We start from the raw sequence: 22,161 nt of genomic DNA, 5'->3' as shown, positions 1-22,161 counted from the left end.
GCAAAAGGGGGATACGAGGGACCATGTCGATCTGGGAATACGCAAATCCGACCAAGTTCATGCGCACGACCGACAGGCTGCTGCCCTGGCTGGTGGGCGGCGCCGTCATCGGCTGCGTGGCGGGCATCGTCTGGGGCTTTCTGACGCCCGAGGATTTCCGCCAGGGATCGACCGTCAAGATCGTCTTCCTGCATGTTCCCGCCGCGATGATGGCGATCAACATCTGGGTGATGATGCTGATCGCCTCGCTGATCTGGATCATCCGCCGCCACCATGTCAGCGCGCTGGCCGCCAAGGCCGCGGCCCCGATCGGCGCCGTCATGACGCTGATCGCGCTGGCCACCGGCGCGATCTGGGGCCAGCCGATGTGGGGCACCTGGTGGGAATGGGACCCGCGCCTGACCTCGTTCCTGATCCTGTTCCTGTTCTACGTGGGCTACATCACGCTCTGGTCCGCGATCGAGGATCCGGACAGCGCCGCCGATCTGACGGGCGTGCTGTGCCTGGTGGGATCGGTCTTCGCGCTGCTGTCGCGCTATGCGGTGCTGTTCTGGAACCAGGGCTTGCACCAGGGCGCCTCGCTCTCGGTCGCGCCGGGCGAGCGGATGAGCGCGGTCTATCGGTATCCGCTCTATCTCTCGATGCTGGGGTTCTTCCTGCTGTTCCTGGCGCTTCTGGTGATCCGCACCCGGACCGAGATCCGCAGGCGACGCCTGGCCGCATTGCAGGCACGGGAGATGCGCGCATGATCGAACTGGGCAAATATGCAACCACCGTCCTGCTGGCCTACGGGGTCAGCCTGGCCCTGCTGGCGGGCCTTGTCTGGCACACCGTCGCGGCCAATGCCCGCGCCCGCCGCAACCTGGAAGAACATGATCGGCATGGCTAAACTGTCCCCCCTGATGATCCTGCCCCCGGTGGTTTTCGCGGCCTTGGCCGCCACCTTTCTCTGGGGCATGAACCGCGAGGATGCGGGCCTGCTGCCCTCGGCCATGCTGGGCCGCGAGGCGCCCGCCGTGCCCGCCACGACGCTGCCGGGCAAGACCCAGCTGACCGATGCCATGCTGCGCCAGCCGGGGGTCAAGCTGGTGAACTTCTGGGCCAGCTGGTGCCCGCCCTGCCGGGCCGAACATCCGACGCTGATGGCGCTGTCTCAGCAGCTGCCCGTCTATGGCATCGACCTGAAGGACCCCGAGGCGAATGCGCTGTCCTTCCTGAAGGAAGGCGGCGATCCCTTCGCCGCCCTGGCCACCGACCCGCGCGGCCGGTCTGCCATCGACTGGGGCGTCACCGCCCCGCCCGAGACCTTCATCATCGACGGCGATGGCCAGATCCTCTATCGCCACGCCGGCCCGCTGATCCGCGAGGATTACCAGAACCGCTTCCTGCCCCAGCTGGAAAAGGCGCTTTCCGCCGACAATTGATCCTGCACCTTGCAGCCTGAGGTTGAGGGGTCCAGACTGCCCCTCATCACACATGCGACAAGGGGAGAGAGGCGATGACGCGGACCGGTCTGGCATGGGCGCTGCTGATGGGCAGCGCGACACTGGCGGGGGCACAGCAGGCGGCCGATGCCGTGGCCCCCGAAAACGCCTCGGGGGCCGAGGTTCAGACCTCGGGCTTCGGGGACCTGACGCCCGCGGCCCAAGACGCGCTGGCGGCCAAGGCCGAGGGGCGGCCGGTCACGGCGCAGACCTGGATGATCACCGCCGCCCATCCGCTGGCCGTCCAGGCCGGGGCGCGCGTGCTGGAGGCTGGCGGCAGCGCGGCCGATGCAATGGTTGCCGTTCAGGTCGTGCTGGGCCTGGTCGAGCCGCAAAGTTCGGGCCTGGGCGGTGGGGCTTTCCTTGTCTGGCACGATGCCGAAACGGGCGAGGTGACGACGCTCGACGCCCGGGAAACAGCGCCCCTGGACGTCACGCCGACGCTGTTCCAGGACGAGGAGGGCCAGCCGCTGGACTTCATGGAGGCGGTGGTGGGCGGCCGCTCGGTCGGCACGCCCGGCACGCCGCGCCTCTTGGAGGTCGCGCATCGCAAATGGGGCCGCGCCAACTGGGCCGGCCTGTTCGACGACGGCATCCGCCTGGCCGAGGAGGGCTTCACCGTCTCGCCGCGCCTGGCCACGCTGGTGGCGGGCGAGGGGGATGCCCTGGCCCGCTATCCCGCCACGACCGACTATTTCTTCCCGGGTGGAACGCCGGTGGCCGAGGGTGCCACGCTGAAGAACCCCGCCTATGCCGAAACCCTGCGTGCCTTGGCAGCCGATGGCGCGGATGCCTTCTATACGGGCCCCATCGCCGCCCAGATCACTGCCGCCGTCCAGGGCGCCGAGGACAATCCCGGCCTTCTGTCGCTGGAGGATCTGGCCCGCTACCGCGTGGTCGAGCGGCCCGCCGTCTGCGTCGAATACCGCGCCCATGACATCTGCGGCATGGGGCCGCCCTCGTCGGGCGGACTGACGGTGGGGCAGATCTTGGGCATGCTGGGCGGCTATGACCTTGCCGCACTGGGTGCCTTGAACCCCGAGGCCTGGCGCCTGGTCGGGGATGCCTCGCGCCTGGCCTTCGCCGACCGGGGCCGCTACATGGCCGACAGCGATTTCGTGCCCGTGCCGACCGAGGGGCTGGTCGATCCCGCCTATCTGGCCGAACGCGGCCAGCTTCTGTCGGGCGACGACAGCCTGCCCGAGGTCAGCGCGGGCCAGCCCGGATGGAGCCACGCGATGATGTGGGGCCAGGACAGCGCGTTGGAACTGCCCTCGACCTCGCATGTCTCGATCCTGGACGCGCAGGGGAACGCGCTGTCGATGACCACGACGATCGAGAACGGCTTTGGCTCGCGGGTCATGGCGGGCGGCTTTCTTCTGAACAACGAGCTGACCGATTTCAGCTTCGAAACCCATGACGCAGCCGGCTGGCCCATCGCCAATGCCGTGGCGCCGGGCAAGCGGCCCCGATCCTCGATGGCGCCCACCATCGTGCGGCGCGACGGCGCCCCGGTCATGGTCATCGGCTCGCCCGGCGGCAGCCGGATCATCGGCTATGTGGCAAAGGCCATCGTCGCGCATCTGGACTGGGGCATGGACATCCAGCAGGCCGTGGCCAGCCCCAATCTGGTGAACCGCTTCGGCCCCATGGATGTCGAGGCGGGCCTGCCCGAAAACCTGACCCAGGGGCTGTCCGAGATGGGCTTCGAGGTCAGGGAAACCGAGCTCACCTCGGGCCTGCAGGGCATCGTCGTGACGCCCGAAGGTCTGCAGGGGGGGGCCGATCCGCGCCGCGAGGGCATCGCCATCGGCGGGTGACGCGCAAGGGTGCCAGCGGAGGCTGCGCTGACCTCCCCGGGTATCTCGGCAAGAACGCACCTCGCGCGGCTTCTTCGTTGCCCAGATACCCCCCTTGCAACGCCGCAATCAAAAACCCCCGGCCGCGGGCCGGGGGTTTTCCGTTTCTCGATCCGGCCCTATCAGGCGGCGGCGAGATTGCGCAGCACGTAGTGCAGCACGCCGCCGTTCTTCAGGTAGTCGATCTCGACCTCTGTATCGACGCGCGCCTTCAGCTGGATCTCCTTCACCGTGCCGTCGGCATAGGTGATGGTGCAGGGAACCAGCGACAGCGGCTTGAACTCGCCCGACAGGCCGTCGATCGAGATGGTCTCGTCACCGGTCAGGTTCAGCGACTTGCGGTTCTGGCCTTCGGTGAACTCGAAGGGGATGACGCCCATGCCGACCAGGTTCGAGCGGTGGATGCGCTCGAAGCTTTCGGCGATGACCGCCTTGACGCCCAGCAGGTTCGTGCCCTTGGCCGCCCAGTCCCGGCTGGAGCCCGCGCCGTATTCGATGCCGCCGATGACGACCAGGGGCGTGCCCTCCTCGGCATAGGACATGGCCGCGTCATAGATCGGCGCCTGGTTGCCCTGCGCGTCCTTGGAATAGCCGCCCTCGACCCCGTCCAGCATCTCGTTCTTGATGCGGATGTTGGCGAATGTGCCGCGCATCATGATCTCGTGGTTGCCGCGGCGCGATCCGTAGCTGTTGAAATCGCGCGGCGCCACCTGGCGCTCGGTCAGGTACTGGCCGGCCGGGGTGGCGGGCTTGAACGAACCTGCCGGGCTGATGTGGTCGGTCGTGATCATGTCGCCCAGCAGCGCCAGGATCCGCGCGCCCTTGACGTCGTCGATTGTGCCCGGCTGCTGCGACATGCCCTGGAAATAGGGCGGGTTCTGGATATAGGTCGAGCTTGCCGGCCAGTCATAGGTCTCGCTGTCGGTGATCTCGACGCCCTGCCAGCGCTCGTCGCCCTTGAAGACGTCGGCATATTTGGCCTGGAACATCTCGCGCGTGACGATGCGGTCCACCATGTCCGACACTTCCTTCGAGGTCGGCCAGATGTCCTTGAGGAAGACCGGCTTGCCGTCCGGCGTGTGGGCCAGCGGGTCGCGGGTCACGTCGATGTTCATGTCGCCCGCGATCGCATAGGCCACGACCAGCGGGGGCGAGGCCAGATAGTTCGCGCGCACGTCCGGGCTGATGCGCCCCTCGAAGTTGCGGTTGCCCGACAGGACCGACACGGCCACCAGGTCGTTGTCGTTGATCGCCTTCGAGATCTCGGGCTGCAGCGGCCCCGAGTTGCCGATGCAGGTGGTGCAGCCAAAGCCCACCAGGTTAAAGCCGAGGGCGTCCAGGTCCTCCTGCAGGCCGGCGGCCTTCAGGTATTCCTCGACCACCTGCGATCCGGGCGCCAGCGAGGTCTTGACCCAGGGCTTGCGGGTCAGGCCCAGGTCGCGGGCCTTGCGGGCGACCAGGCCCGCGGCCATCAGCACATAGGGGTTCGACGTGTTGGTGCAGGAGGTGATCGAGGCGATCACGACCGAACCGTCGCGCAGGACATAGTCCTCGCCCTCGACAGGGGCGCTGTTCAGGTGGCCGTGGCTGCCGCCGGGGATTTCCGCGGGGGCGGGGCTGGGCGATCCGCCTTCCTCGGTCATCTCGGCCTTTTCCTCGACCGGAACCGCGGCGGCGGGACGCAGGCCCTTGATGTAGTCGCCAAAGGCGGTCGCGGCCTCGGTCAGCGGCACGTGGTCCTGCGGGCGCTTGGGGCCCGAGATGGCGGGCACGACGGTGCTCTGGTCCAGTTCCAGCGTCGAGGAATAGACCGGCGCGTAATCCGCCGTCCGCCAGAAGCCGTTCTCCTTGGCATAGGCCTCGACCAGGGCGATGCGGTCCTCCTCGCGGCCGGTCTGGCGCAGATAGCGCAGGGTCTCGTCATCGATCGGGAAGAAGCCGCAGGTGGCGCCGTATTCGGGGGCCATGTTGGCGATGGTCGCGCGGTCGGCCAGCGGCATGTTGTCCAGGCCCTCGCCGTAGAATTCGACGAACTTGCCCACGACGCCGTGCTTGCGCAGCATCTGCACGACCTTCAGCACCAGGTCGGTGGCGGTCACGCCCTCGGCCAGCGCGCCGGTGATCTTGAAGCCGACGACCTCGGGGATCAGCATCGAGATCGGCTGGCCCAGCATCGCGGCCTCGGCCTCGATCCCGCCCACGCCCCAGCCCAGGACGGCCAGCCCGTTGACCATGGTGGTGTGGCTGTCGGTGCCGACCAGTGTGTCGGGATAGGCGACGGTCTTGCCCGACTGGTCGGTGTCGGTCCAGACGGTCTGGGCCAGGTATTCCAGGTTCACCTGGTGGCAGATGCCGGTGCCGGGCGGCACCACGCGGAAGTTGTTGAAGGCCTTCTGGCCCCATTTCAGGAACGTGTAACGCTCCATGTTGCGCTCGTATTCCAGCTCGACGTTCTTCTGGAAGGCGCGGGGGGTGCCGAATTCGTCGATCATGACCGAATGGTCGATGACCAGGTCGACCGGGTTCAGCGGGTTGATCTTCTGCGCGTCGCCACCCAGGGCCTTGATCCCGTCGCGCATCGCGGCCAGGTCGACCACGGCCGGAACGCCGGTAAAGTCCTGCATCAGCACGCGGGCCGGGCGATAGGCGATCTCGCGCGGGTTCTTGCCGCCCAGCGTCGCCCATTCGGCGAAGGCCTTGATGTCGTCCAGCGAGACGGTGTGGCCGCCGTCCTCGAAGCGCAGCATGTTCTCCAGCACGACCTTCAGCGCGGCCGGCAGTTTCGAGAAATCGCCAAGCCCCGCCTCGGTGGCGGCGGCGATCGAGTAATAGTCGACCTGGGCGCCGCCGGCCGTAAGCGTGCGGCGGGTCTTGGCGGTGTCGGTTCCGGTCTGGATGGGCATCAGGGCCTCCCTGTCTGCAAGAATGGATGGGTCGGGCATGCGTCCCCTGCTTTGCCCCATCGTCCGGGGCGCTGCAAGGGCGGGCATGCAAATTGTATGCAATCGCATACCATGTTTCGGGCTGTTGCTCAAGGGGCACGGCCGGGACGAGGGAGATTGGTTAACGAAGCCTTGATTTGGCGGCGGCCGGCGCGCGGCGCTATCAGGGATGATGTGAAACGCGACAGGAAACAAATGATGGCCGCCAGGCCCGCACATGTGCCCGCAAAGGCTGATCCGGCATCAGGGCTGGGACGGCTGCGTGCCGGAGCCCTGGCCGCGCTGGCCGCGTTGAGCCTGATCCTGGTGCCGGTGACGGCCCCCGCCCAGGGGAATTCCGGCAAGGGCGGCGGCGGGCAGTCGGACTCCCGCGGCAATTCCGGGGGATCCTCGGGTCGTTCGGGCGATTCTCGCGGCGGATCGGGCGGCGGTGGAGCAGGGCGGTCGGACGACAGTCCCGGCCGATCCGGCAGCGCCCCCGGACGGTCGGGCAGCGCACCGGGCCGGGCCGACGACGCACCCAGCAGCTTTGGCCCATCGCGCGGCCGGTCGAACAGCGCACCCGGCCGATCCGGCAGCGCGCCGGGCCGGGCCGATGACGGCCCCAGCAGCTTTGGCACCTCGCGCGGACAGCCGCAGAGCACCCCGAGCCGAGGCAGTGGCGCAGCCGGCGGCAACAGGGGCACCAGCGGGCGGGGAAATGCAGGTGCAACCACGGCACCGGCCCCTGCCGCCCGCTCGGCACCCAGCGCTTCTGCCCGTCCCGCCCCGGTGGTGCAGGGCAAACCAAAGCCGCGCGGTGTGGAGGGCAAGTCGACGCGGCTGCGCAGTTCCGCCCGGCCGCCCGCCCAACGGCCGGTGCTGCCCGCCCTGGCGCCGCCCGCGCCGGCCGCGGTCCCGGCCCAACGCGCGCCCTTGGCCGAGGCTGCGGTTCCCGCGCCGCGTCCTTCGGCGCCGCTTGCGGCGACCATGCCCCCGGTGGAGCTGCCCCCGGCGGCCGCGCCGCAGCGCCCCACGGCGCCGGCCCTGGCCCCGGTGATCGCCGCGCCGGCGGATCCCGGCCGGGTGGACCCCTCAGCCAGGAACCTGTTCCAGGCTGTCCCCTATGACAGCTTTCCCCTTCTTGACCAGGCGCCGCCCGACGCGCCCGGCCTGCCGACCTCGACCCTGCCCGTGGTGGTCGAGCTGTTCACCTCGCAGGGCTGCTCGTCCTGTCCGCCCGCGGATGCGATGCTGACCATGCTCAAGGGGCAGGGGGACGTGCTGGCACTGTCCTATCACGTCGACTACTGGGACTATCTGGGCTGGGAGGACAGCTTTGCCCGCCCCGAATTCACCGAGCGCCAGACCGGCTACGCCAATATCGCGGGCGAACGGTCGATCTATACGCCGCAGATGATCGTGGACGGGCAGGACACCGCCGTGGCGCCGAACCCGGCCCAGCTGATGGGACTGATCGACGGGCGCCGCTATGCCCCCGCCATGATCAGCATCCAGCGCGAAAAGACCCGCGACGGCGAGGCGATCGAGCTGCAGCCCCTGTCCGACCTCGACAGCCCCGTGGACATCGCCATGGTGCGCTATGCCCCCCAGCGCATCGTCGAGGTGCGCGGCGGCGAGAACAGCGGCAAGTCGGTGGCCTACAGCAATGTGGTGCTGTCGCATGAACGGCTGGCGCGCTGGGACGGCAAGGGGCCGCTGCGGCTGAACGTGCGGACGGACCAGATCGCCAGCGACCGCTTTCCGCCCGACACCCGTCACGCGGTACTGGTCCAGCAGGTGCGCGGCGCCCGCAGCCGGCCCGGACCCATCCTGGCCGCCATCAAGCTGGATTGACGCGGCCCTTGTGGCCTGCCTGATCCTGGGCGAAAAGGCCTGTGACGATGACCGCCGCGCAGCACGCGGCCCTTGGCAGGAGCATACCGGCGCATGGAAAATACGAAACCCTGGGTCAAGCCGGCGCTGGAATTCGGGCCGCTGATCCTGTTCTTCGCGGTCTTCATGCTGTTTCGCGGCCAGGACGTCCAGCTCTGGGGGCAAAGCTACGGCGGCTTCATCTTTGCCACGCTGGTCTTCATCCCCGCGCTGGTCCTCAGCACGCTGATCCAGTGGCGCATCACCGGCAAGCTGGCGCCGATGCAGGTGGCCACGCTGGTCCTGGTGATCGTCTTCGGCGGCATGTCGGTCTGGCTGAACGACCCGCGCTTCTTCAAGCTGAAGCCCACGATCATCTATGTCCTCTTTGCCGTCATCCTGGGCACAGGCCTGGCGCTGCGCCGCAACTGGCTGGGCGCGGTCCTCTCCGAGGCGCTGCCGATGGACGCCGAGGGCTGGCGCAAGCTGACCCTGCGCATGGCGCTGTTCTTTTTGGCGCTGGCGGTAATGAACGAGCTGGTCTGGCGCAACATGTCCGAAACCGCCTGGGTCTATTTCAAGACCTTCGGCCTGCCGGTGCTGCTGTTCGCGTTTCTTCTGGGGAATGCGGGCCTTTACCGCGCCCATGCGCTGCCGGACAAGGACGCGGCCAATGACGACCGCGCAGCCTGAGGGGGCGGCCTGCGACGGCTGCATCACGCTGCCGCTCAGCCGGCAGCGGCTGGCGATCTATCTGATCAACATGGCGGGGGCCGGGGACCGGCTGGCCGCGATGGCCGCCAAGCTGACCGCCGCGGGCCTGCCCTTCACCCGGATCGAGGGCGTGGACGGGCGTAAGCTGGACTTTCCCCTCGTCGAGTTCAACGAGACCGCCTATCGCCTGCTGCACGGCCGCCGCACCACCCCGCCCGAGGTCGGCTGCTATCTCAGCCACATCGCCTGCGCGCGGGCCTTTCTGGCCGGCGACGCCGACCTGGCGCTGATCCTCGAGGATGATGTCAGCTTCCAGCCTGATTTCCTGGACACGCTGGACCGCGCGGCGGCCCATCGCGAGCTGTGGAACCTGCTGCGCCTGACATCCGTAAACCGCGGGCGAAAGTATCGGGTGCGCGACCTGGGGCAGGGGCGGCATCTGGCCGTCGCCCTGACGCGCGAAAAGGGCGCCGGCGCCTATGTCGTGGATCGCCGCGCGGCACAATGGTTCACCGACAAGCTGCTGCCGATGCGCCTGGCCTTCGACATCGCCTTTGACCTGGAATATTTGGACGGGCTGCGCGCGGCCTTCGTGGACCCGCTGCCGGCTTCGCAGCGCTCCGACCATCCGACGCAGATCCAGGCGGGCCTGCGCGCCTACAAGCTGGGCCGCTGGCGATACTTGACCGTGCTGCCCTATCGCGCCTGGCTGGAACTGGCGCGGCTGGGCTGCCGGGGCTGGCGGCTGGCGCGGGGGCGCCTGTCCTCACGCCCGCAGCGGCGCGTCCCGGGCGGCGGAACGGGGCAGCAGGCGTGACCAGCGCGGCTGCGGCCCATCGGGCAGGTGCAGCCGCAGCAGGCCCAGGGGCAGGGCCCAGGGGTGGCACAACGCCGTCCTGTAAAGGTCGAACAGCCCGTCGCGCCGGAAGGTCGTCCAGTGCGACATCAGCCGCGACCCGCGCGCGGTGGGAAAGCCCAGCTCGGCCAGCGCGTCCAGCGTGGCGGCATGGTCGATCTGCAGGTCGACCCAGTTCGGCCGCGCCTGCGCCAGCCCGCAGCCCAATGCCCGGCGCCGGCCCCGCGCCAGCAGCTGCTCCAGCCCGAAATCGAACAGGTCGTTCTCGCGCGCGGTGACGTTGATGACCTCGGCCCCGGCGCCGGCAGGACGCTCCATCGCCTCTGCGGCCGCATCCCGGAACTCGGCCCCGTTCAGCAGGATCACCCGGCCGACGCTGCCTGCCTCCGCCCCCGCCAGCGCCTGCAGGGCCACCCGCCCGCCAAGCGAATGCCCGATCAGCCCCACGGGCCGCCCCGCCTGCGCGGCCAGCTCCGACACCAGCCCGCCCAGATCGGCGCCGACCTGTCCCGCGCGCGCATAGGCGCCCTGCAGGCTGCCGCGCGCCTCCCAGCCAAAGGCGATGCCCAGCCCCTCGCCCGGGCGGTTCTGAAAGCCAAGCGCGCGGGGCCAGGACGGGACCCCGGGCGTCGCCTCGGGCGACAGGATGTGGCGATGCGGGTCATGGGCGGGCGAGCGCGGGGAATAGCGATAGCCGTGCAGCATGACGATGACGGGCGCCCCCTGGGGCAGCTCGGCGGCGCGCCGCCACAGGTCGCCCGGCAAGGCCTCACCGGCATTCACCCGCATCACCGCCATCCCGAACCCCCGCCGCAGTTCCGTTGCCACATCAGCTAGGGCAAGGCTGCAACAGCGCCGTGAAGAATGCGTTAAAGCTGCGTGACGCCCTGCGCACAGGGCGCGCAACGCTCAGAGCAGCGGCAGCTGGCCCGGTCCGGGCGCTGCGTCATCGCCGCCGCTGCCGACGGGATCGGCCTTCAGCCCGACGCCCTGCTGGTGGATCACCATTTCCTCGGCCGGGTAGGGCTCGATCAGCGCAAAGGCCTCGTCGGGGTCGCCCTCCAGCCAGGTCGCGTAATCCTCCGGGAGCAGGATCGCGGGCATCCGGTCGGGATGGACCTGCGCCACCAGCGGATTGGGCGTGGTGGTGATCATCGAACTGACCAGCAGCGACCGCCGTTCCGCGCCATAGGGGCCGTCGTAGGCCTGCCAGATCCCCGCCAGGGCAAAGGGCGGTCGGGGTGCGTCGCCCCGGATGCCGAACCAGACATGCGTGGCCGGGTTGCGGCCCCGGGCCTCGGAAAAGCTGCTGGCGGGGATCAGGCAGCGCCGGTGCCGGAACGCGTCCCGCCAGAAGGGCGAGACGCGCAGCTTGTCGTCGCGGGCATTGTTGACCGCCCTGGGCTGGATCGGCAGCCCCGTCCGGCGGGAGACCTGCGGCATCACGAAGCCCCAGTGGCTGTAGTCCAGCCGCCGCCCGCCATCAGGGTCCATCCGCACGATGGCGGCGTCCCCCTTGGGAAAGATCGCGGGCTGGGGCTCGGCATTGCCCAGGTGGTCGCCCGCGGCCGTGACCGCGAACAGCCGGCGCATCGCCTCGGGGGCCGTGGTGTTGGAATAAAGGTTGCAGATGTGGACGGCCCCTCCTTGTAGGATCAAAGCAGACTTCTAACCAAATCGCTTGCTATCAGATGTCCGGCCTGTTTGCGCGAGATGAACTCGCTGGCCCAGATGGTGTACGCTACGCCCGCTCCAAGCACATTGGCGGCATCACTGATGCCAGTGTAACCTTCGGAATCACGTTCGTATCGACCGATTGGTTGTTCCATCTCCTGCGTCCTGCAAGTCTGATGAGGCTATTCGCCGGCCATTATCCGTCGAAGCCTGATCTCGATTATGCCGCCATTCTTTCGGGTGGTCGACTGTAAATTCCGCCGGACACCATCAGGCGCCAGGCAATACGCGCGAACTTGTTGGCCAGTGCCACGGCGACCAGCTTTGGCGGCTTGCGTTCAAGTAGCGCCGCGACCCAGGCCGTAGGTTTGTGCCGACCAGCCCTGATGTGTCTGAGCAATGCTGTGGCTCCCACGACCAGAACAGAGCGAAGCGCCGCATCACCAGCCTTCGTGATGCCGCCATACCGCATTCGCCCGCCCGTCGAGTGATCCCTCGGCGTCAGCCCGATCCAGGCGGCAAAGTCGCGTCCGGATCTGAAGCTCTCTGCGGGCGGGGTTTTCATGCTGAGCATTGCGGCCCCGATTGGTCCGATGCCGGGGATCGTTGCGATCCGCCGGCTGACCTCATTCTGGCGATGCCATTTCATGAGCCTGGCTTCGATCTCTTCCAGGCGCGCCTCTACCGCTGAGTATTCTTTCGCCTGAAAGCGGAAGAGATCGCGCGCCAGCTCAGGCAACGTATCATCGCTGAGCACTTGGCGGATCAGGGCATTGACGTTCTGCCGCCCGGCAGCGCCCACAATGCCGAACTCCGCGGCATAGCTACGAAAGGCATTGGAAAGCTGCGACTTGACGCTGACCAGACGCTCCCGAACTGTCATCAACATACAGGCTGCTTGTTGTTCCTTTGATTTCATGGGCACGAAACGCATGCTCGGACGGGTCACCGCCTCGCACAGAGCCTCGGCATCCGCGGCATCATTTTTCCCGCGCTTCACATATGGCTTCACATACTGGGGAGGTATCAGCTTCACGTCGTGACCGAACGACGTGAGCAACCGGGCCCAGTGGTGCGAACTGCCGCAGGACTCGATTGCGACAAGTGCAGGCGGAAGCTTCTCAAAGTAACGGATCATCTCTGATCGACGAAACTGCCGCCGAACAACGACCTCTTCATCAGCGGCAACCCCATGCAACTGAAAAACGGATTTCGCCGTATCCATGCCGATACGGACAGGTGTGATCTTCATCGCGCTCTCCTCTCATCTGGCTGTTGAAGGCAAAATCGTAACACAGGTGGGATGAGGAGCCGTCCACACCAGCACATGGCGCCAGCCTAGCATTCCCGTCCGGGGCCCGAAATCGCCGCAGAAGGATACACGACCTTTTCTGCATTGAATTTTCCCCCGCTGCCCCTCTATGCTGGAACCATGCGCGCGGCTGTTTCCGCTGAGGAATGTCCGCGCGCCGAAAGTTTCGCAGCGCGGCACCTCTGAACCCGATCCGGGAGAGCCATGTGCAACGCGGAAAACCCACCCTCCGGCCGCGCCGCCCGATCCGGGATTGCGCACGGGGGTGACGACAGACAGCGGCCCGGCGGTCTTGAAAGGCTCGGGGTCATTCGAAGGAACAGACGCGATGACGCGCGCTTTGGACGGCAGACTTCAGGACGGGCGGGCCACAGGCACCGCCGGTCGGAACGTCTCTGTCGGTGACGCGCCCGTGTCCTCATCAACAAACCGCAGCCGTGACCGGGGGGTGCCGCTGGCCCCGCCCGGGGCGCGCCTGCGCGAAAGACAAGAACATGGCAATGAAAATGCTGATCGACGCCACCCATGCCGAGGAAACTCGGGTGGTCGTGGTCGACGGAACCAAGGTCGAGGAATTTGATTTCGAGACCGTCAACAAGCGTCAGCTGGCGGGGAACATCTACCTTGCCAAGGTGACGCGGGTCGAGCCTTCGCTGCAGGCGGCCTTCGTGGATTACGGCGGGAACCGCCACGGCTTCCTGGCCTTCGCGGAAATCCACCCCGACTACTACCAGATCCCGGCCGCCGACCGCGAGGCCCTGATGGCCGAGGAACGCGCCGATGCCGAGGCCCAGGAGGCCGAGGAAGAGCGCGGCAGCCGCCGTCGCAAGCCGTCGCGCGCCGAAAAATCCGCGCAGGACGACGAGACGCTGTCCGATGACGAGGCCGAAGGCCAGGACGCCTCGGACAAGGACGACGAGATCGAATCGGTGGCCGAGGAGGACGTGGCCGAAGAGGTCCGCGCCCCCAGAAAGCCCCGCGCGCGCCGCTACAAGATCCAGGAGGTGATCAAGGTCCGGCAGATCATGCTGGTCCAGGTCGTCAAGGAGGAGCGCGGCAACAAGGGTGCCGCGCTGACCACCTACCTGTCGCTGCCCGGCCGCTATTGCGTCCTGATGCCCAACACCGCGCGCGGCGGCGGCATCAGCCGCAAGATCACCAATGCCGTGGACCGCAAGAAGCTGAAGGAAATCGCCGGAGAGCTGGACGTGCCCCGTGGCGCCGGCCTGATCATCCGCACCGCCGGCAGCCAGCGCACCCGGACCGAGATCCGCCGCGACTACGAATACCTGCTGCGCCTGTGGGAACAGATCCGCGACCTGACCTTCAAGTCGATCGCGCCCGCGCCGATCTACGAGGAAGGCGACCTGATCAAGCGCAACATCCGCGATCTTTACTCCAAGGACATCGACGAAGTCCTGGTCGAGGGCGAGCGCGGCTATCGCGTGGCCAAGGACTTCATGAAGATGATCATGCCGTCCCACGCCAAGAACGTGAAGCATTACGCCGACCAGATGCCGCTGTTTGCGCGCTTCCAGGTCGAAAGCTATCTGGCGGGCATGTTCAACCCGGTCGTGCAGTTGAAATCGGGCGGCTACATCGTCATCGGCGTGACCGAGGCGCTGGTCGCCATCGACGTGAACTCGGGCCGGGCCACCAAGGAGGGCTCGATCGAGGAGACCGCGCTCAAGACCAACCTGGAGGCCGCCGACGAGGTCGCCCGCCAGCTGCGCCTGCGCGACCTGGCCGGCCTGATCGTCATCGACTTCATCGACATGGACGAGCGTCGCAACAACGCCGCCGTGGAAAAGCGCATCAAGGACAAGCTGAAATCCGACCGCGCCCGCATCCAGATCGGCCGCATCTCGGGCTTTGGCCTGATGGAGATGTCGCGCCAGCGCCTGCGTCCCGGCATGCTGGAATCGACCACGCAGCCCTGCGCCCATTGCCACGGCACCGGCCTGATCCGCAGCGATGACAGCCTGGCGCTGACCATCCTGCGCGCCATCGAGGAAGAGGGCACGCGCAAGCGGTCGCGCGAGGTGCTGGTCAAGGCGCCCGTCGCGGTGGCCAACTTCCTGATGAACGCCAAGCGCGAGCACGTGGCGGGGATCGAGGCCCGCTATGGCATGTCCGTGCGCGTCGAGGCGGACCCGGCGCTGGTTTCGCCCGATTTCGCCATCGAGAAGTTCAAGACCGCAACCCGCGTCGTGCCCGAACCCTCGCAGGTGCCGCTTGGGGTCAATGCCGACCTGATGGCCAGCATCGACGATGAGGAGGACGATCTGGACATCGTCGAGGCCGAGGAGCTGGACGAGGCCCCCGAAGCCGAAGCCGAAGCCGAGGTCGAGACCCGCGAGCCCGCCGAGGCATCCGAGGCCGCACCCGCTCCCGCCGCTGACGACAGCGAAGGTGAAGGCGGCCGGTCGCGCCGTCGCCGTCGGCGCCGTCGGCGGAAGTCCGGCGACCGTCCCGAGGGCGAATCGGCCGAGACCGGCGACGAGGGTGATGACGACACCGACGCGACCGAGGATGCGCAGGCCGAGGCCGACATCGTCCCCGCCGACGAGGATGGCGCCCCCGCCATGGCCGAGGCCGTCGAGGCCGCCGAAGCCGAGCCCGCCGGCCGGTCGCGGTCCCGCTCGCGCTCGCGGTCGCGGTCCCGCAAGCCGGTCGAGGCCGAGGCGCTGCCCGAGGTCATGGACGTGGCCGGCCAGCCCGACGACCATCGGGCCGAGGCGCTGCCCGGCCTGAACGCGACCCCCGAGGTGGACACCGTCAGCGCGGAGGCCGTGGCCGAGGCACTGGTCGAGACCGCCGCAGAACCCGTCGCCCCGCTGGCCCCCCAGGCGGAACCCGAAACCGCAGCCGAACCCCAGGCCCAGCCCGCGCCGCAGCCCGCCCAGGCCCCGCTGGTCGAGGCGGAGGATAGCGCCCCGGCCCCCGCGCCGCAGGCCGCCAACGAACCCGGACCCGCACCGCAGGCGGAACTGGCCGATGCCAGCGCCCAGCCCAAGCGCCGCGGCTGGTGGTCCGGCCGCTGATCGCAGGCTGACGAACCGACAGAAGGGGGCGTGCCACTTGGCGCGCCCCTTTCGCATTGCGCCCACGCAGCCGTGACGCTTTGGCCGCTGTCTTTCGGCCCCGCTGCGGCTATGGTGGCGCCCATGCTGGGAATCGAACTCGCCACCGCCGCCTTTCTGCCCGCCGCCTTCGTGGCGCTGCTGGCAGGCTTCCTGTCCTTCCTGTCGCCCTGTGTCCTGCCGATCGTGCCACCGTACCTGGCCTACATGACCGGGGTGGGGGTGAACGGGCTGCGCGCGCGCGAACGCAGCGCCGTCCTGCCGGCGCTGTTCTTCGTGATGGGCCTCTCGACGGTGTTCCTGGTCATGGGGGTCGCGGCCTCGGCCTTCGGGCGCGCCTTTCTGCAATACCAGGACGTGCTGGCGCGGATCGCCGGGGTGATGGTCGTCATCATGGGCCTGCATTTCCTGCACGTCATCCGCATCCCCTTTCTGGACCACGAGGCGCGGATGCAGGCCGGCCGCCAGGACGGCGGCGCCTTCGGGGCCTATGTGCTGGGCCTGGCCTTCGCCTTCGGCTGGACGCCCTGCATCGGCCCGCAGCTGGGCATGATCCTGTCGCTGGCCGCCACCGGGGGCGAACTGTCGCGCGGCACCGCGCTGCTGGCGGTCTATGCGCTGGGCCTGGGCATCCCCTTCCTGCTGGCCGCGATCTTCATCAATCGCGCCATCGGCGTGATGAACCGCATCAAGCCCTGGCTCAGGACGATCGAGCGGGTGATGGGCCTGCTGCTGGTCGGGGTCGGGGTGATGCTGCTGACCGGCGCCTTCTCGACCTTCAGCTTCTGGCTGCTGGAAACCTTCCCGGCCCTGGCCGCGCTCGGCTGAGGCCTCTGGCGCCGCGCCGCGTTCCGGGCCAGCATGGGCCACCGCGACAGCGCACAAAGGTTGCCATGAAGCCCGACCACCCCCTGCACCCGGCCCCCGCCGATGCCGCCGCCCGGCGCGCCTTGGCCCCCGTCATCTGCTACCCGGTCGACGGCCTGCCGCGCCCCGACCTGACCGCCCTGCGCGCCGCGCGTCCGGGCTGGACCCTGACCGACAGCGTGCGGGTCCCGCCCCGAGAGGCGCGCTGCTTTTCCGTGCCGGCCGGGCATTTCTTCCGCATCACCAGCATTGAAGGCCCGCAGGTGGGTGACCTGAACCTGTGGAGCGCCGACCTGTCCGAGCGTTTCTATTCCGGCAAGACCCGCGCCCTGCACGGCACGCATCTCTCCTCGGGCGACCGGCTCTGGTCGAACTTTCCGACGCTGCGGCCCCTGGCCACGATCACCGACGACTCGCTGGACTGGTACGGTTTCGACGATTTCGGCGCCAGCGTGCATGACGTGATCGGCACGCGCTGCGACCCCTACACCCACAACCTGCTGTCGGAGGGCGGGCAGTATCACCATTGCTGCCATTCGAACCTGACCCGCGCCCTGGCGCTGGCGCGCGACCTGCCGCTGGACCAGGCAGAGGCGCATGTCCACGACGTTCTGAACGTCTTCATGTGCACGGGCTTCACCCGCGACACCGGCCAGTATTTCATGAAGGCCAGCCCCGTCCGCCCCGGCGACTACCTGGAATTCCTGGCCGACACGGCCCTTCTGGGCGCCCTCTCGGCCTGTCCGGGCGGCGATTGCGGGGGTGAACATTCCTCGGACGCGGCCCCCTGCCACCCGCTTCTGGTCGAGGTCTTCAGGCCGCTGGCCCCGCCCGCAGGCTGGCAGCCCTCGCGCCCGAACGGCTATGACCGCAGCCACGGCCAGGACGGCGGGGCAGGGGGCTGACCGGCCCCGGCCAGGGCTGCCGGAACCTGCACAATCTGTAGTAGCGCCACGGGCACATTCGCGCTATCCTTCCCCGCAGATCCGGGAAAACCGGACAGGACAGAGGCAGTGACGGCGGTATTCCCATGACCGAGATGGTCTTCGGCGCGACGCCCGTGCGGACGGGCGACCCGATTCTTCCACGCTGGTGGCGGACCCTGGACAAATGGGCGCTGGCCTGTGTCCTCGGCCTCTTCGCGATCGGCCTGCTTCTGGGGCTGGCCGCCTCGGTGCCGCTGGCCGAAAAGAACAACCTTCCGCGCTTCTACTATGTGCAGCGGCAGGCGGTCTTCGGCGGGCTGGCACTGGTGGTGATGCTGGTCATCTCGATGCTGTCGCCGCGCCAGATCCGGCGCATCGGCGTCCTGGGATTTGCGCTCTCGTTCCTGATGATCGTGGCGCTGCCCTTCATCGGCACCGATTTCGGCAAGGGCGCGACGCGTTGGCTCTCCCTGGGCTTCGTCTCCATCCAGCCCTCCGAATTCCTCAAGCCCGGCTTCGTGGCGCTCTGCGCCTGGTTCATGGCCGCCAGCCAGGAGATCGGCGGCCCGCCGGGCAAGGCCTATTCCTTCCTCGCCGCGGTGGTCGTCGTGCTGCTCCTGGCGCTCCAGCCGGACTTCGGCCAGGCCTCGCTGGTGCTGTTCTCCTGGCTGGTGATGTATTTCGTGGCCGGCGCGCCCATGGTGCTGCTCCTCGGCGTGGCCGGGATGGCGCTGATGGGCGGCGTTTTCGCCTATGGCGCCTCCGAACACTTCGCGCGCCGCATCAACGGCTTCCTCTCGCCCGAGATCGACCCCCGCACCCAGATCGGCTACGCCACCAACGCCATCCAGGAGGGCGGCTTCTTCGGCGTCGGCGTCGGCGAAGGCTCGGTCAAATGGTCGCTGCCGGATGCCCATACCGACTTCATCATCGCCGTCGCGGCCGAGGAATACGGCCTGGTCATGGTCCTGGCGATCATCGCGCTCTACTGCACCATCGTCATCCGCTCGCTGCTGCGCCTGCTGAAGGAACGCGACCCCTTCGCGCGCATCGCGGGCACCGGCCTCGCCTGCGCCTTCGGGGTGCAGGCGCTGATCAACATGGGCGTGGCCGTGCGCCTGCTGCCCGCCAAGGGGATGACGCTGCCCTTCGTCAGCTATGGCGGCTCCTCCGTGATCGCGTCGGGGATCGCCGCCGGCATGCTCCTGGCCCTAACCCGCACCCGCCCCCAGGGCGAGTTCGCCGAAATCCTGCGCCGGGGCCGCTGATGTCCGCCCCGCTTGCGCTGATCGCCGCCGGGGGAACCGGCGGGCACATGTTTCCCGCCCAGGCCCTGGCCGAGATGCTGCTGGCCCAGGGCTGGCGCGTCCGTCTCTCGACCGACGACCGCGGCGCCCGCTATGCCGGGGGCTTCCCCGAGGCGGTCGAACGCCAGATCGTGACCTCGGCCACCACCGCCCGCGGCGGCGCGGCCGGCAAGGCGGCAGCACCCTTCAAGATCGCGGCGGGCGTCCTCTCCGCCCGCGCCGCCTTCCGCCGCGACCGCCCGGCGGTGGTGATCGGCTTTGGCGGCTATCCCACCATCCCGGCCCTCTCGGCGGCGTACAGCATGGGCCTGCCGCGCATGATCCACGAACAGAACGGCGTCATGGGCCGCGTGAACCGCCTCTTCGCGTCCCGCGTCCACCGCATCGCCTGCGGCACCTGGCCCACCGACCTGCCGGACGGGCTCTCGGGCATCCATACCGGCAACCCGGTCCGCGCCAGCGTGCTGGACCAGGCCGCCACCCCCTATGCCGCTCCCCTGGGCGATGGCCCCCTGCACCTGCTGGTCATCGGCGGCAGCCAGGGCGCCCGCGTCCTGTCGGACATGGTGCCCGCCGCCGTCGCGGCCCTGCCGGGTGACCTGCGCGCCCGCCTGCGCGTCAGCCACCAGGCCCGGGCCGAGGATGGCGGGCGGGTCACCCAAGCCTATGCCCAGGCCGGCATCGCGGCCGAGGTTCAGCCCTTCTTCACCGACGTCCCCGACCGCCTGGCGCAGGCGCAGCTGGTCATCAGCCGCTCGGGCGCCTCGTCGCTGGCCGACATCACGGTGATCGGGCGGCCCGCGATCCTGATCCCCTTCGCCGCGGCCACCGGCGATCACCAGACCGCCAATGCCCAGGCCCTGGCCGAGGCGGGCGCAGCCCATGTCCATCCCGAATCCGTGCTTGACGCGGACAGCCTCACGCGCGACATCCGCGCGATCCTGACCGACCCCGCGCAGGCCACGGCCATGGCCCAGGCTGCGCTGTCCCTTGCCCGCCCCGACGCGGCGCGGCGCCTTTACGACCTCGTCAAGGAGATTGCGCGATGAACGCAGCGACCAAACTGCCCGGAGAGCTGGGCCCCATCCATTTCGTGGGCATCGGCGGCATCGGCATGTCGGGCATCGCCGAGGTGCTGCTGACCCTGGGCTACCGCGTGCAGGGCAGCGACCTCAAGCGCTCCAAGATCACCGACCGGCTGGAGACCCTGGGCGCCACCGTCTTCGAGGGCCAGCGCGCGGAAAACGTCGAGGGCGCGGGCGTCATCGTCATCTCGACCGCCATCAAGAAGGGCAACCCGGAACTGGAGGAGGCGCGCCTGCGCGGCCTGCCCATCGTCCGCCGGGCCGAGATGCTGGCCGAGCTGATGCGCATGAAATCGAACATCGCCATCGCCGGAACCCATGGCAAGACCACGACCACCACGATGGTGGCCACCCTGCTGGACGCGGGCGGCCTGGACCCGACCGTGATCAACGGCGGCGTGATCCACGCCTATGGCTCGAACGCGCGGGCGGGTGCGGGCGAATGGATGGTGGTCGAGGCGGACGAATCCGACGGCAGCTTCAACCGCCTGCCCGCCGACATCGCCATCGTGACCAATATCGACCCCGAGCATATGGAACATTGGGGCAGCTTCGACGCGCTGCGCCAGGGCTTCTACAACTTCGCTTCGGGCATTCCCTTCTATGGCCTTGCTGTCTGCTGCACCGACCACCCCGAGGTGCAGGCCCTGGTGGGCCGGCTGACCGACCGGCGCGTGGTGACCTTCGGCTTCAACGCCCAGGCCGATGTGCGCGCGATGAACCTGCGCTATGACAAGGGCATCGCCCATTTCGACATCGCCCTTCAGGGAGAGGCCGCCGACGGCAAGATCCCGATGATCGAGGGCTGCACCCTGCCTATGCCGGGCGATCACAACGTCTCGAACTGCCTCTCGGCCGTGGCCGTGGCCCGCCACCTCGGGATCAAGCGGTCCGAGATCCGCGACGCCCTGGCCAAGTTCGGCGGGGTGGGGCGGCGCTTCACCCATGTCGGCACCGTGGACGGCGTGACCGTCATCGACGACTACGGCCATCACCCGGTCGAGATCGCCGCCGTCCTCAAGGCCGCCCGCCAGGCCGGCAGCGGCCGCGTCATCGCGGTCCACCAGCCGCACCGCTATTCGCGCCTTTCCTCGCTCTTCGAGGATTTCTGCACCTGCTTCAACGAGGCCGACGTGGTCGCCATCGCCGAAGTCTATGCCGCCGGAGAGGACCCGATCCCCGGCGCCTCGCGCGACGACCTGGTGGCCGGGCTGATCGCGCACGGCCACCGCCATGCCCGCGCCATCCTGTCCGAGGACGACCTGGAGCGGCTGGTCCGCGAACAGGCCCGTCCGGGCGACATGGTCGTCTGCCTCGGGGCGGGGACGATCTCGGCCTGGGCCAACGCGCTGCCCGCGCGCCTGCAGGGCCAGGCCGCGTGACGGCGATCCAGCTATCGACGCTGCCCCTGACCGCCGCGGCGGTCACCGGCGTCTGGCTGTGCCTTGCCTGCCTTGTCCCGATGCTGGCGCCCCGGTGGCGGCCGCGGGCCAACTGGTGCCTCGTCACCTTCGGCGTGCCGATCCTGGGCTGGCTGACGCTGGTCTGGGGGCCGGGCATCGGCGTCCTGGGCTTCGCGCTGGGCCTCCTGGCGCTGGGCCGCCGGCCGCCGCCCTCGCGCGCCGGCCGCAGGCCGCAGACGTGACCCCCTGGATCATCGCCGCCGCCTGCCTCGCCGGGGCCGGGTTCATCGCCTGGGGCAGCATCCGGCTGGGGCTCCGCTGGCCGCTGCCGGCGCTGGCCTGGCTGCTGGCGACGATCGCCCTGCAACTCTACCTCGCGGCGCGCGGGCGGGACGGCTTCCACGACCTTGCGGCGGTGGTGGCGCAGAGCTTCATCGTGCTGCCCGCGCTGCTGGGTCTGGGCATCGGCCTGGCCCTGGCGCGGTTCGGCGGACATCGCGCGGCCTGGCGCCGCGCGACGGGGCTCCTGACCGCCCTGGGCCTGCTGACTGCCGCCGGCGCGGCGGCCGCGACCTTCCTGATCTGACCTGCCCCTTCCTGAAGCGAAGCTTAACCAAGCGCCCGCAAGCGGTGTACACCCTGTGCACGCGCGGTGTCCCGACGGTGCATGCCTGGTGCCGCCGGTTTTCCAGCAAATGCTGCCCTTTCCTTGCCCTTCCCGCGCGCCCCGTCACCACTCGCAACGCGCGCTCGTGTTGCGCGCTCGGTTGACGATGGGCGCGGCGCTGGCTACCA

General features: G+C 68.9%; 20 protein-coding genes. 15 read left to right on the top strand and 5 right to left on the bottom strand.

Annotated elements, in window-relative coordinates; translation table 11 throughout:
• Positions 1 to 23 precede the first annotated feature (23 nt).
• From ccmC to ggt, 4 genes are all read left to right on the top strand, one after another.
• The gene (gene ccmC / locus ACZ2G3_RS12060) at positions 24 to 749 is read left to right on the top strand and encodes a heme ABC transporter permease CcmC (protein ID WP_470396277.1); all 726 of its coding nucleotides are present in this window, start codon (positions 24 to 26) and stop codon (positions 747 to 749) included.
• The gene (ccmD, locus tag ACZ2G3_RS12055) at positions 746 to 889 is read left to right on the top strand and encodes a heme exporter protein CcmD (RefSeq protein WP_419271109.1); all 144 of its coding nucleotides are present in this window, start codon (positions 746 to 748) and stop codon (positions 887 to 889) included. Before ccmC ends, ccmD begins: the two co-directional genes overlap by 4 nt.
• Positions 882 to 1,424 (top strand): DsbE family thiol:disulfide interchange protein, encoded by a 543-nt coding sequence (locus ACZ2G3_RS12050; RefSeq protein ID WP_470396275.1) that lies wholly within the window; start codon positions 882 to 884, stop codon positions 1,422 to 1,424. Before ccmD ends, ACZ2G3_RS12050 begins: the two co-directional genes overlap by 8 nt.
• Before the next feature lie 74 nt (positions 1,425 to 1,498).
• Positions 1,499 to 3,304 (top strand): gamma-glutamyltransferase, encoded by a 1,806-nt coding sequence (gene ggt, locus ACZ2G3_RS12045; RefSeq protein WP_470396273.1) that lies wholly within the window; start codon positions 1,499 to 1,501, stop codon positions 3,302 to 3,304.
• A gap of 161 nt (positions 3,305 to 3,465) precedes the next feature.
• Here ggt and acnA read toward each other — a convergent pair whose 3' ends face one another.
• On the bottom strand, positions 3,466 to 6,246 hold the full coding sequence (gene acnA / locus ACZ2G3_RS12040; RefSeq protein ID WP_470396272.1) for an aconitate hydratase AcnA: 2,781 nt from the start codon (positions 6,244 to 6,246) through the stop codon (positions 3,466 to 3,468).
• Positions 6,247 to 6,483: 237 nt separating this feature from the next.
• Between acnA and ACZ2G3_RS12035 the strand changes: the two genes are divergently transcribed.
• The 3 genes from ACZ2G3_RS12035 to ACZ2G3_RS12025 all read left to right on the top strand — a co-directional run bounded on the left by ACZ2G3_RS12035 (position 6,484) and on the right by ACZ2G3_RS12025 (position 9,670).
• A complete protein-coding gene (locus ACZ2G3_RS12035) occupies positions 6,484 to 8,121 on the top strand; it encodes a DUF1223 domain-containing protein (protein ID WP_470396270.1) in 1,638 nt (545 codons plus the stop codon).
• A gap of 93 nt (positions 8,122 to 8,214) precedes the next feature.
• Positions 8,215 to 8,832: an inner membrane-spanning protein YciB gene (locus tag ACZ2G3_RS12030; protein ID WP_470396268.1), complete on the top strand. Its 618-nt coding sequence runs from the start codon at positions 8,215 to 8,217 to the stop codon at positions 8,830 to 8,832.
• A complete protein-coding gene (locus ACZ2G3_RS12025; protein ID WP_470396267.1) occupies positions 8,813 to 9,670 on the top strand; it encodes a glycosyltransferase family 25 protein in 858 nt (285 codons plus the stop codon). The genes ACZ2G3_RS12030 and ACZ2G3_RS12025 overlap by 20 nt, the downstream gene beginning before the upstream one ends.
• Here ACZ2G3_RS12025 and ACZ2G3_RS12020 read toward each other — a convergent pair.
• From ACZ2G3_RS12020 to ACZ2G3_RS12005, 4 genes are all read right to left on the bottom strand, one after another.
• A complete protein-coding gene (locus ACZ2G3_RS12020) occupies positions 9,620 to 10,537 on the bottom strand; it encodes a lipase family protein (RefSeq protein ID WP_470396265.1) in 918 nt (305 codons plus the stop codon). The genes ACZ2G3_RS12025 and ACZ2G3_RS12020 overlap by 51 nt on opposite strands.
• A gap of 81 nt (positions 10,538 to 10,618) precedes the next feature.
• Positions 10,619 to 11,368: an SOS response-associated peptidase gene (locus tag ACZ2G3_RS12015; protein WP_470396264.1), complete on the bottom strand. Its 750-nt coding sequence runs from the start codon at positions 11,366 to 11,368 to the stop codon at positions 10,619 to 10,621.
• Positions 11,365 to 11,538: a hypothetical protein gene (locus ACZ2G3_RS12010; RefSeq protein ID WP_419270912.1), complete on the bottom strand. Its 174-nt coding sequence runs from the start codon at positions 11,536 to 11,538 to the stop codon at positions 11,365 to 11,367. The genes ACZ2G3_RS12015 and ACZ2G3_RS12010 overlap by 4 nt, the downstream gene beginning before the upstream one ends.
• A 65-nt stretch (positions 11,539 to 11,603) precedes the next feature.
• Positions 11,604 to 12,635, bottom strand: a complete 1,032-nt coding sequence (locus ACZ2G3_RS12005; RefSeq protein WP_470396263.1) for an IS110 family RNA-guided transposase — start codon at positions 12,633 to 12,635, stop codon at positions 11,604 to 11,606.
• 554 nt (positions 12,636 to 13,189) lie between these two features.
• Here ACZ2G3_RS12005 and ACZ2G3_RS12000 point away from each other — a divergent pair.
• The 8 genes from ACZ2G3_RS12000 to ACZ2G3_RS11965 all read left to right on the top strand — a co-directional run bounded on the left by ACZ2G3_RS12000 (position 13,190) and on the right by ACZ2G3_RS11965 (position 21,952).
• On the top strand, positions 13,190 to 15,739 hold the full coding sequence (locus ACZ2G3_RS12000; protein WP_470396261.1) for an Rne/Rng family ribonuclease: 2,550 nt from the start codon (positions 13,190 to 13,192) through the stop codon (positions 15,737 to 15,739).
• Positions 15,740 to 15,862: 123 nt separating this feature from the next.
• A complete protein-coding gene (locus tag ACZ2G3_RS11995; RefSeq protein ID WP_470396259.1) occupies positions 15,863 to 16,606 on the top strand; it encodes a cytochrome c biogenesis CcdA family protein in 744 nt (247 codons plus the stop codon).
• 65 nt (positions 16,607 to 16,671) lie between these two features.
• Positions 16,672 to 17,550, top strand: a complete 879-nt coding sequence (locus ACZ2G3_RS11990) for an urea carboxylase-associated family protein (protein ID WP_470396258.1) — start codon at positions 16,672 to 16,674, stop codon at positions 17,548 to 17,550.
• 125 nt (positions 17,551 to 17,675) lie between these two features.
• Positions 17,676 to 18,839, top strand: a complete 1,164-nt coding sequence (gene ftsW, locus ACZ2G3_RS11985; protein ID WP_419271085.1) for a putative lipid II flippase FtsW — start codon at positions 17,676 to 17,678, stop codon at positions 18,837 to 18,839.
• Positions 18,839 to 19,927, top strand: coding sequence for a UDP-N-acetylglucosamine--N-acetylmuramyl-(pentapeptide) pyrophosphoryl-undecaprenol N-acetylglucosamine transferase (locus ACZ2G3_RS11980; protein ID WP_470396257.1), 1,089 nt, complete (start codon positions 18,839 to 18,841; stop codon positions 19,925 to 19,927). The genes ftsW and ACZ2G3_RS11980 overlap by 1 nt, the downstream gene beginning before the upstream one ends.
• Complete coding sequence (gene murC, locus ACZ2G3_RS11975) at positions 19,924 to 21,345, top strand: UDP-N-acetylmuramate--L-alanine ligase (RefSeq protein WP_470396255.1); 1,422 nt, start codon at positions 19,924 to 19,926, stop codon at positions 21,343 to 21,345. Before ACZ2G3_RS11980 ends, murC begins: the two co-directional genes overlap by 4 nt.
• Positions 21,342 to 21,608: a DUF2484 family protein gene (locus tag ACZ2G3_RS11970; protein ID WP_470396253.1), complete on the top strand. Its 267-nt coding sequence runs from the start codon at positions 21,342 to 21,344 to the stop codon at positions 21,606 to 21,608. The genes murC and ACZ2G3_RS11970 overlap by 4 nt, the downstream gene beginning before the upstream one ends.
• Entirely contained in the window at positions 21,605 to 21,952 is a 348-nt protein-coding gene (locus tag ACZ2G3_RS11965) for a hypothetical protein (protein ID WP_470396252.1), read from the top strand. The genes ACZ2G3_RS11970 and ACZ2G3_RS11965 overlap by 4 nt, the downstream gene beginning before the upstream one ends.
• Positions 21,953 to 22,161: the final 209 nt, after the last annotated feature.

It is taken from the genome of Paracoccus sp. KKT209 (assembly GCF_055635455.1).
This window is presented reverse-complemented; position numbering and strand designations above follow the sequence as displayed.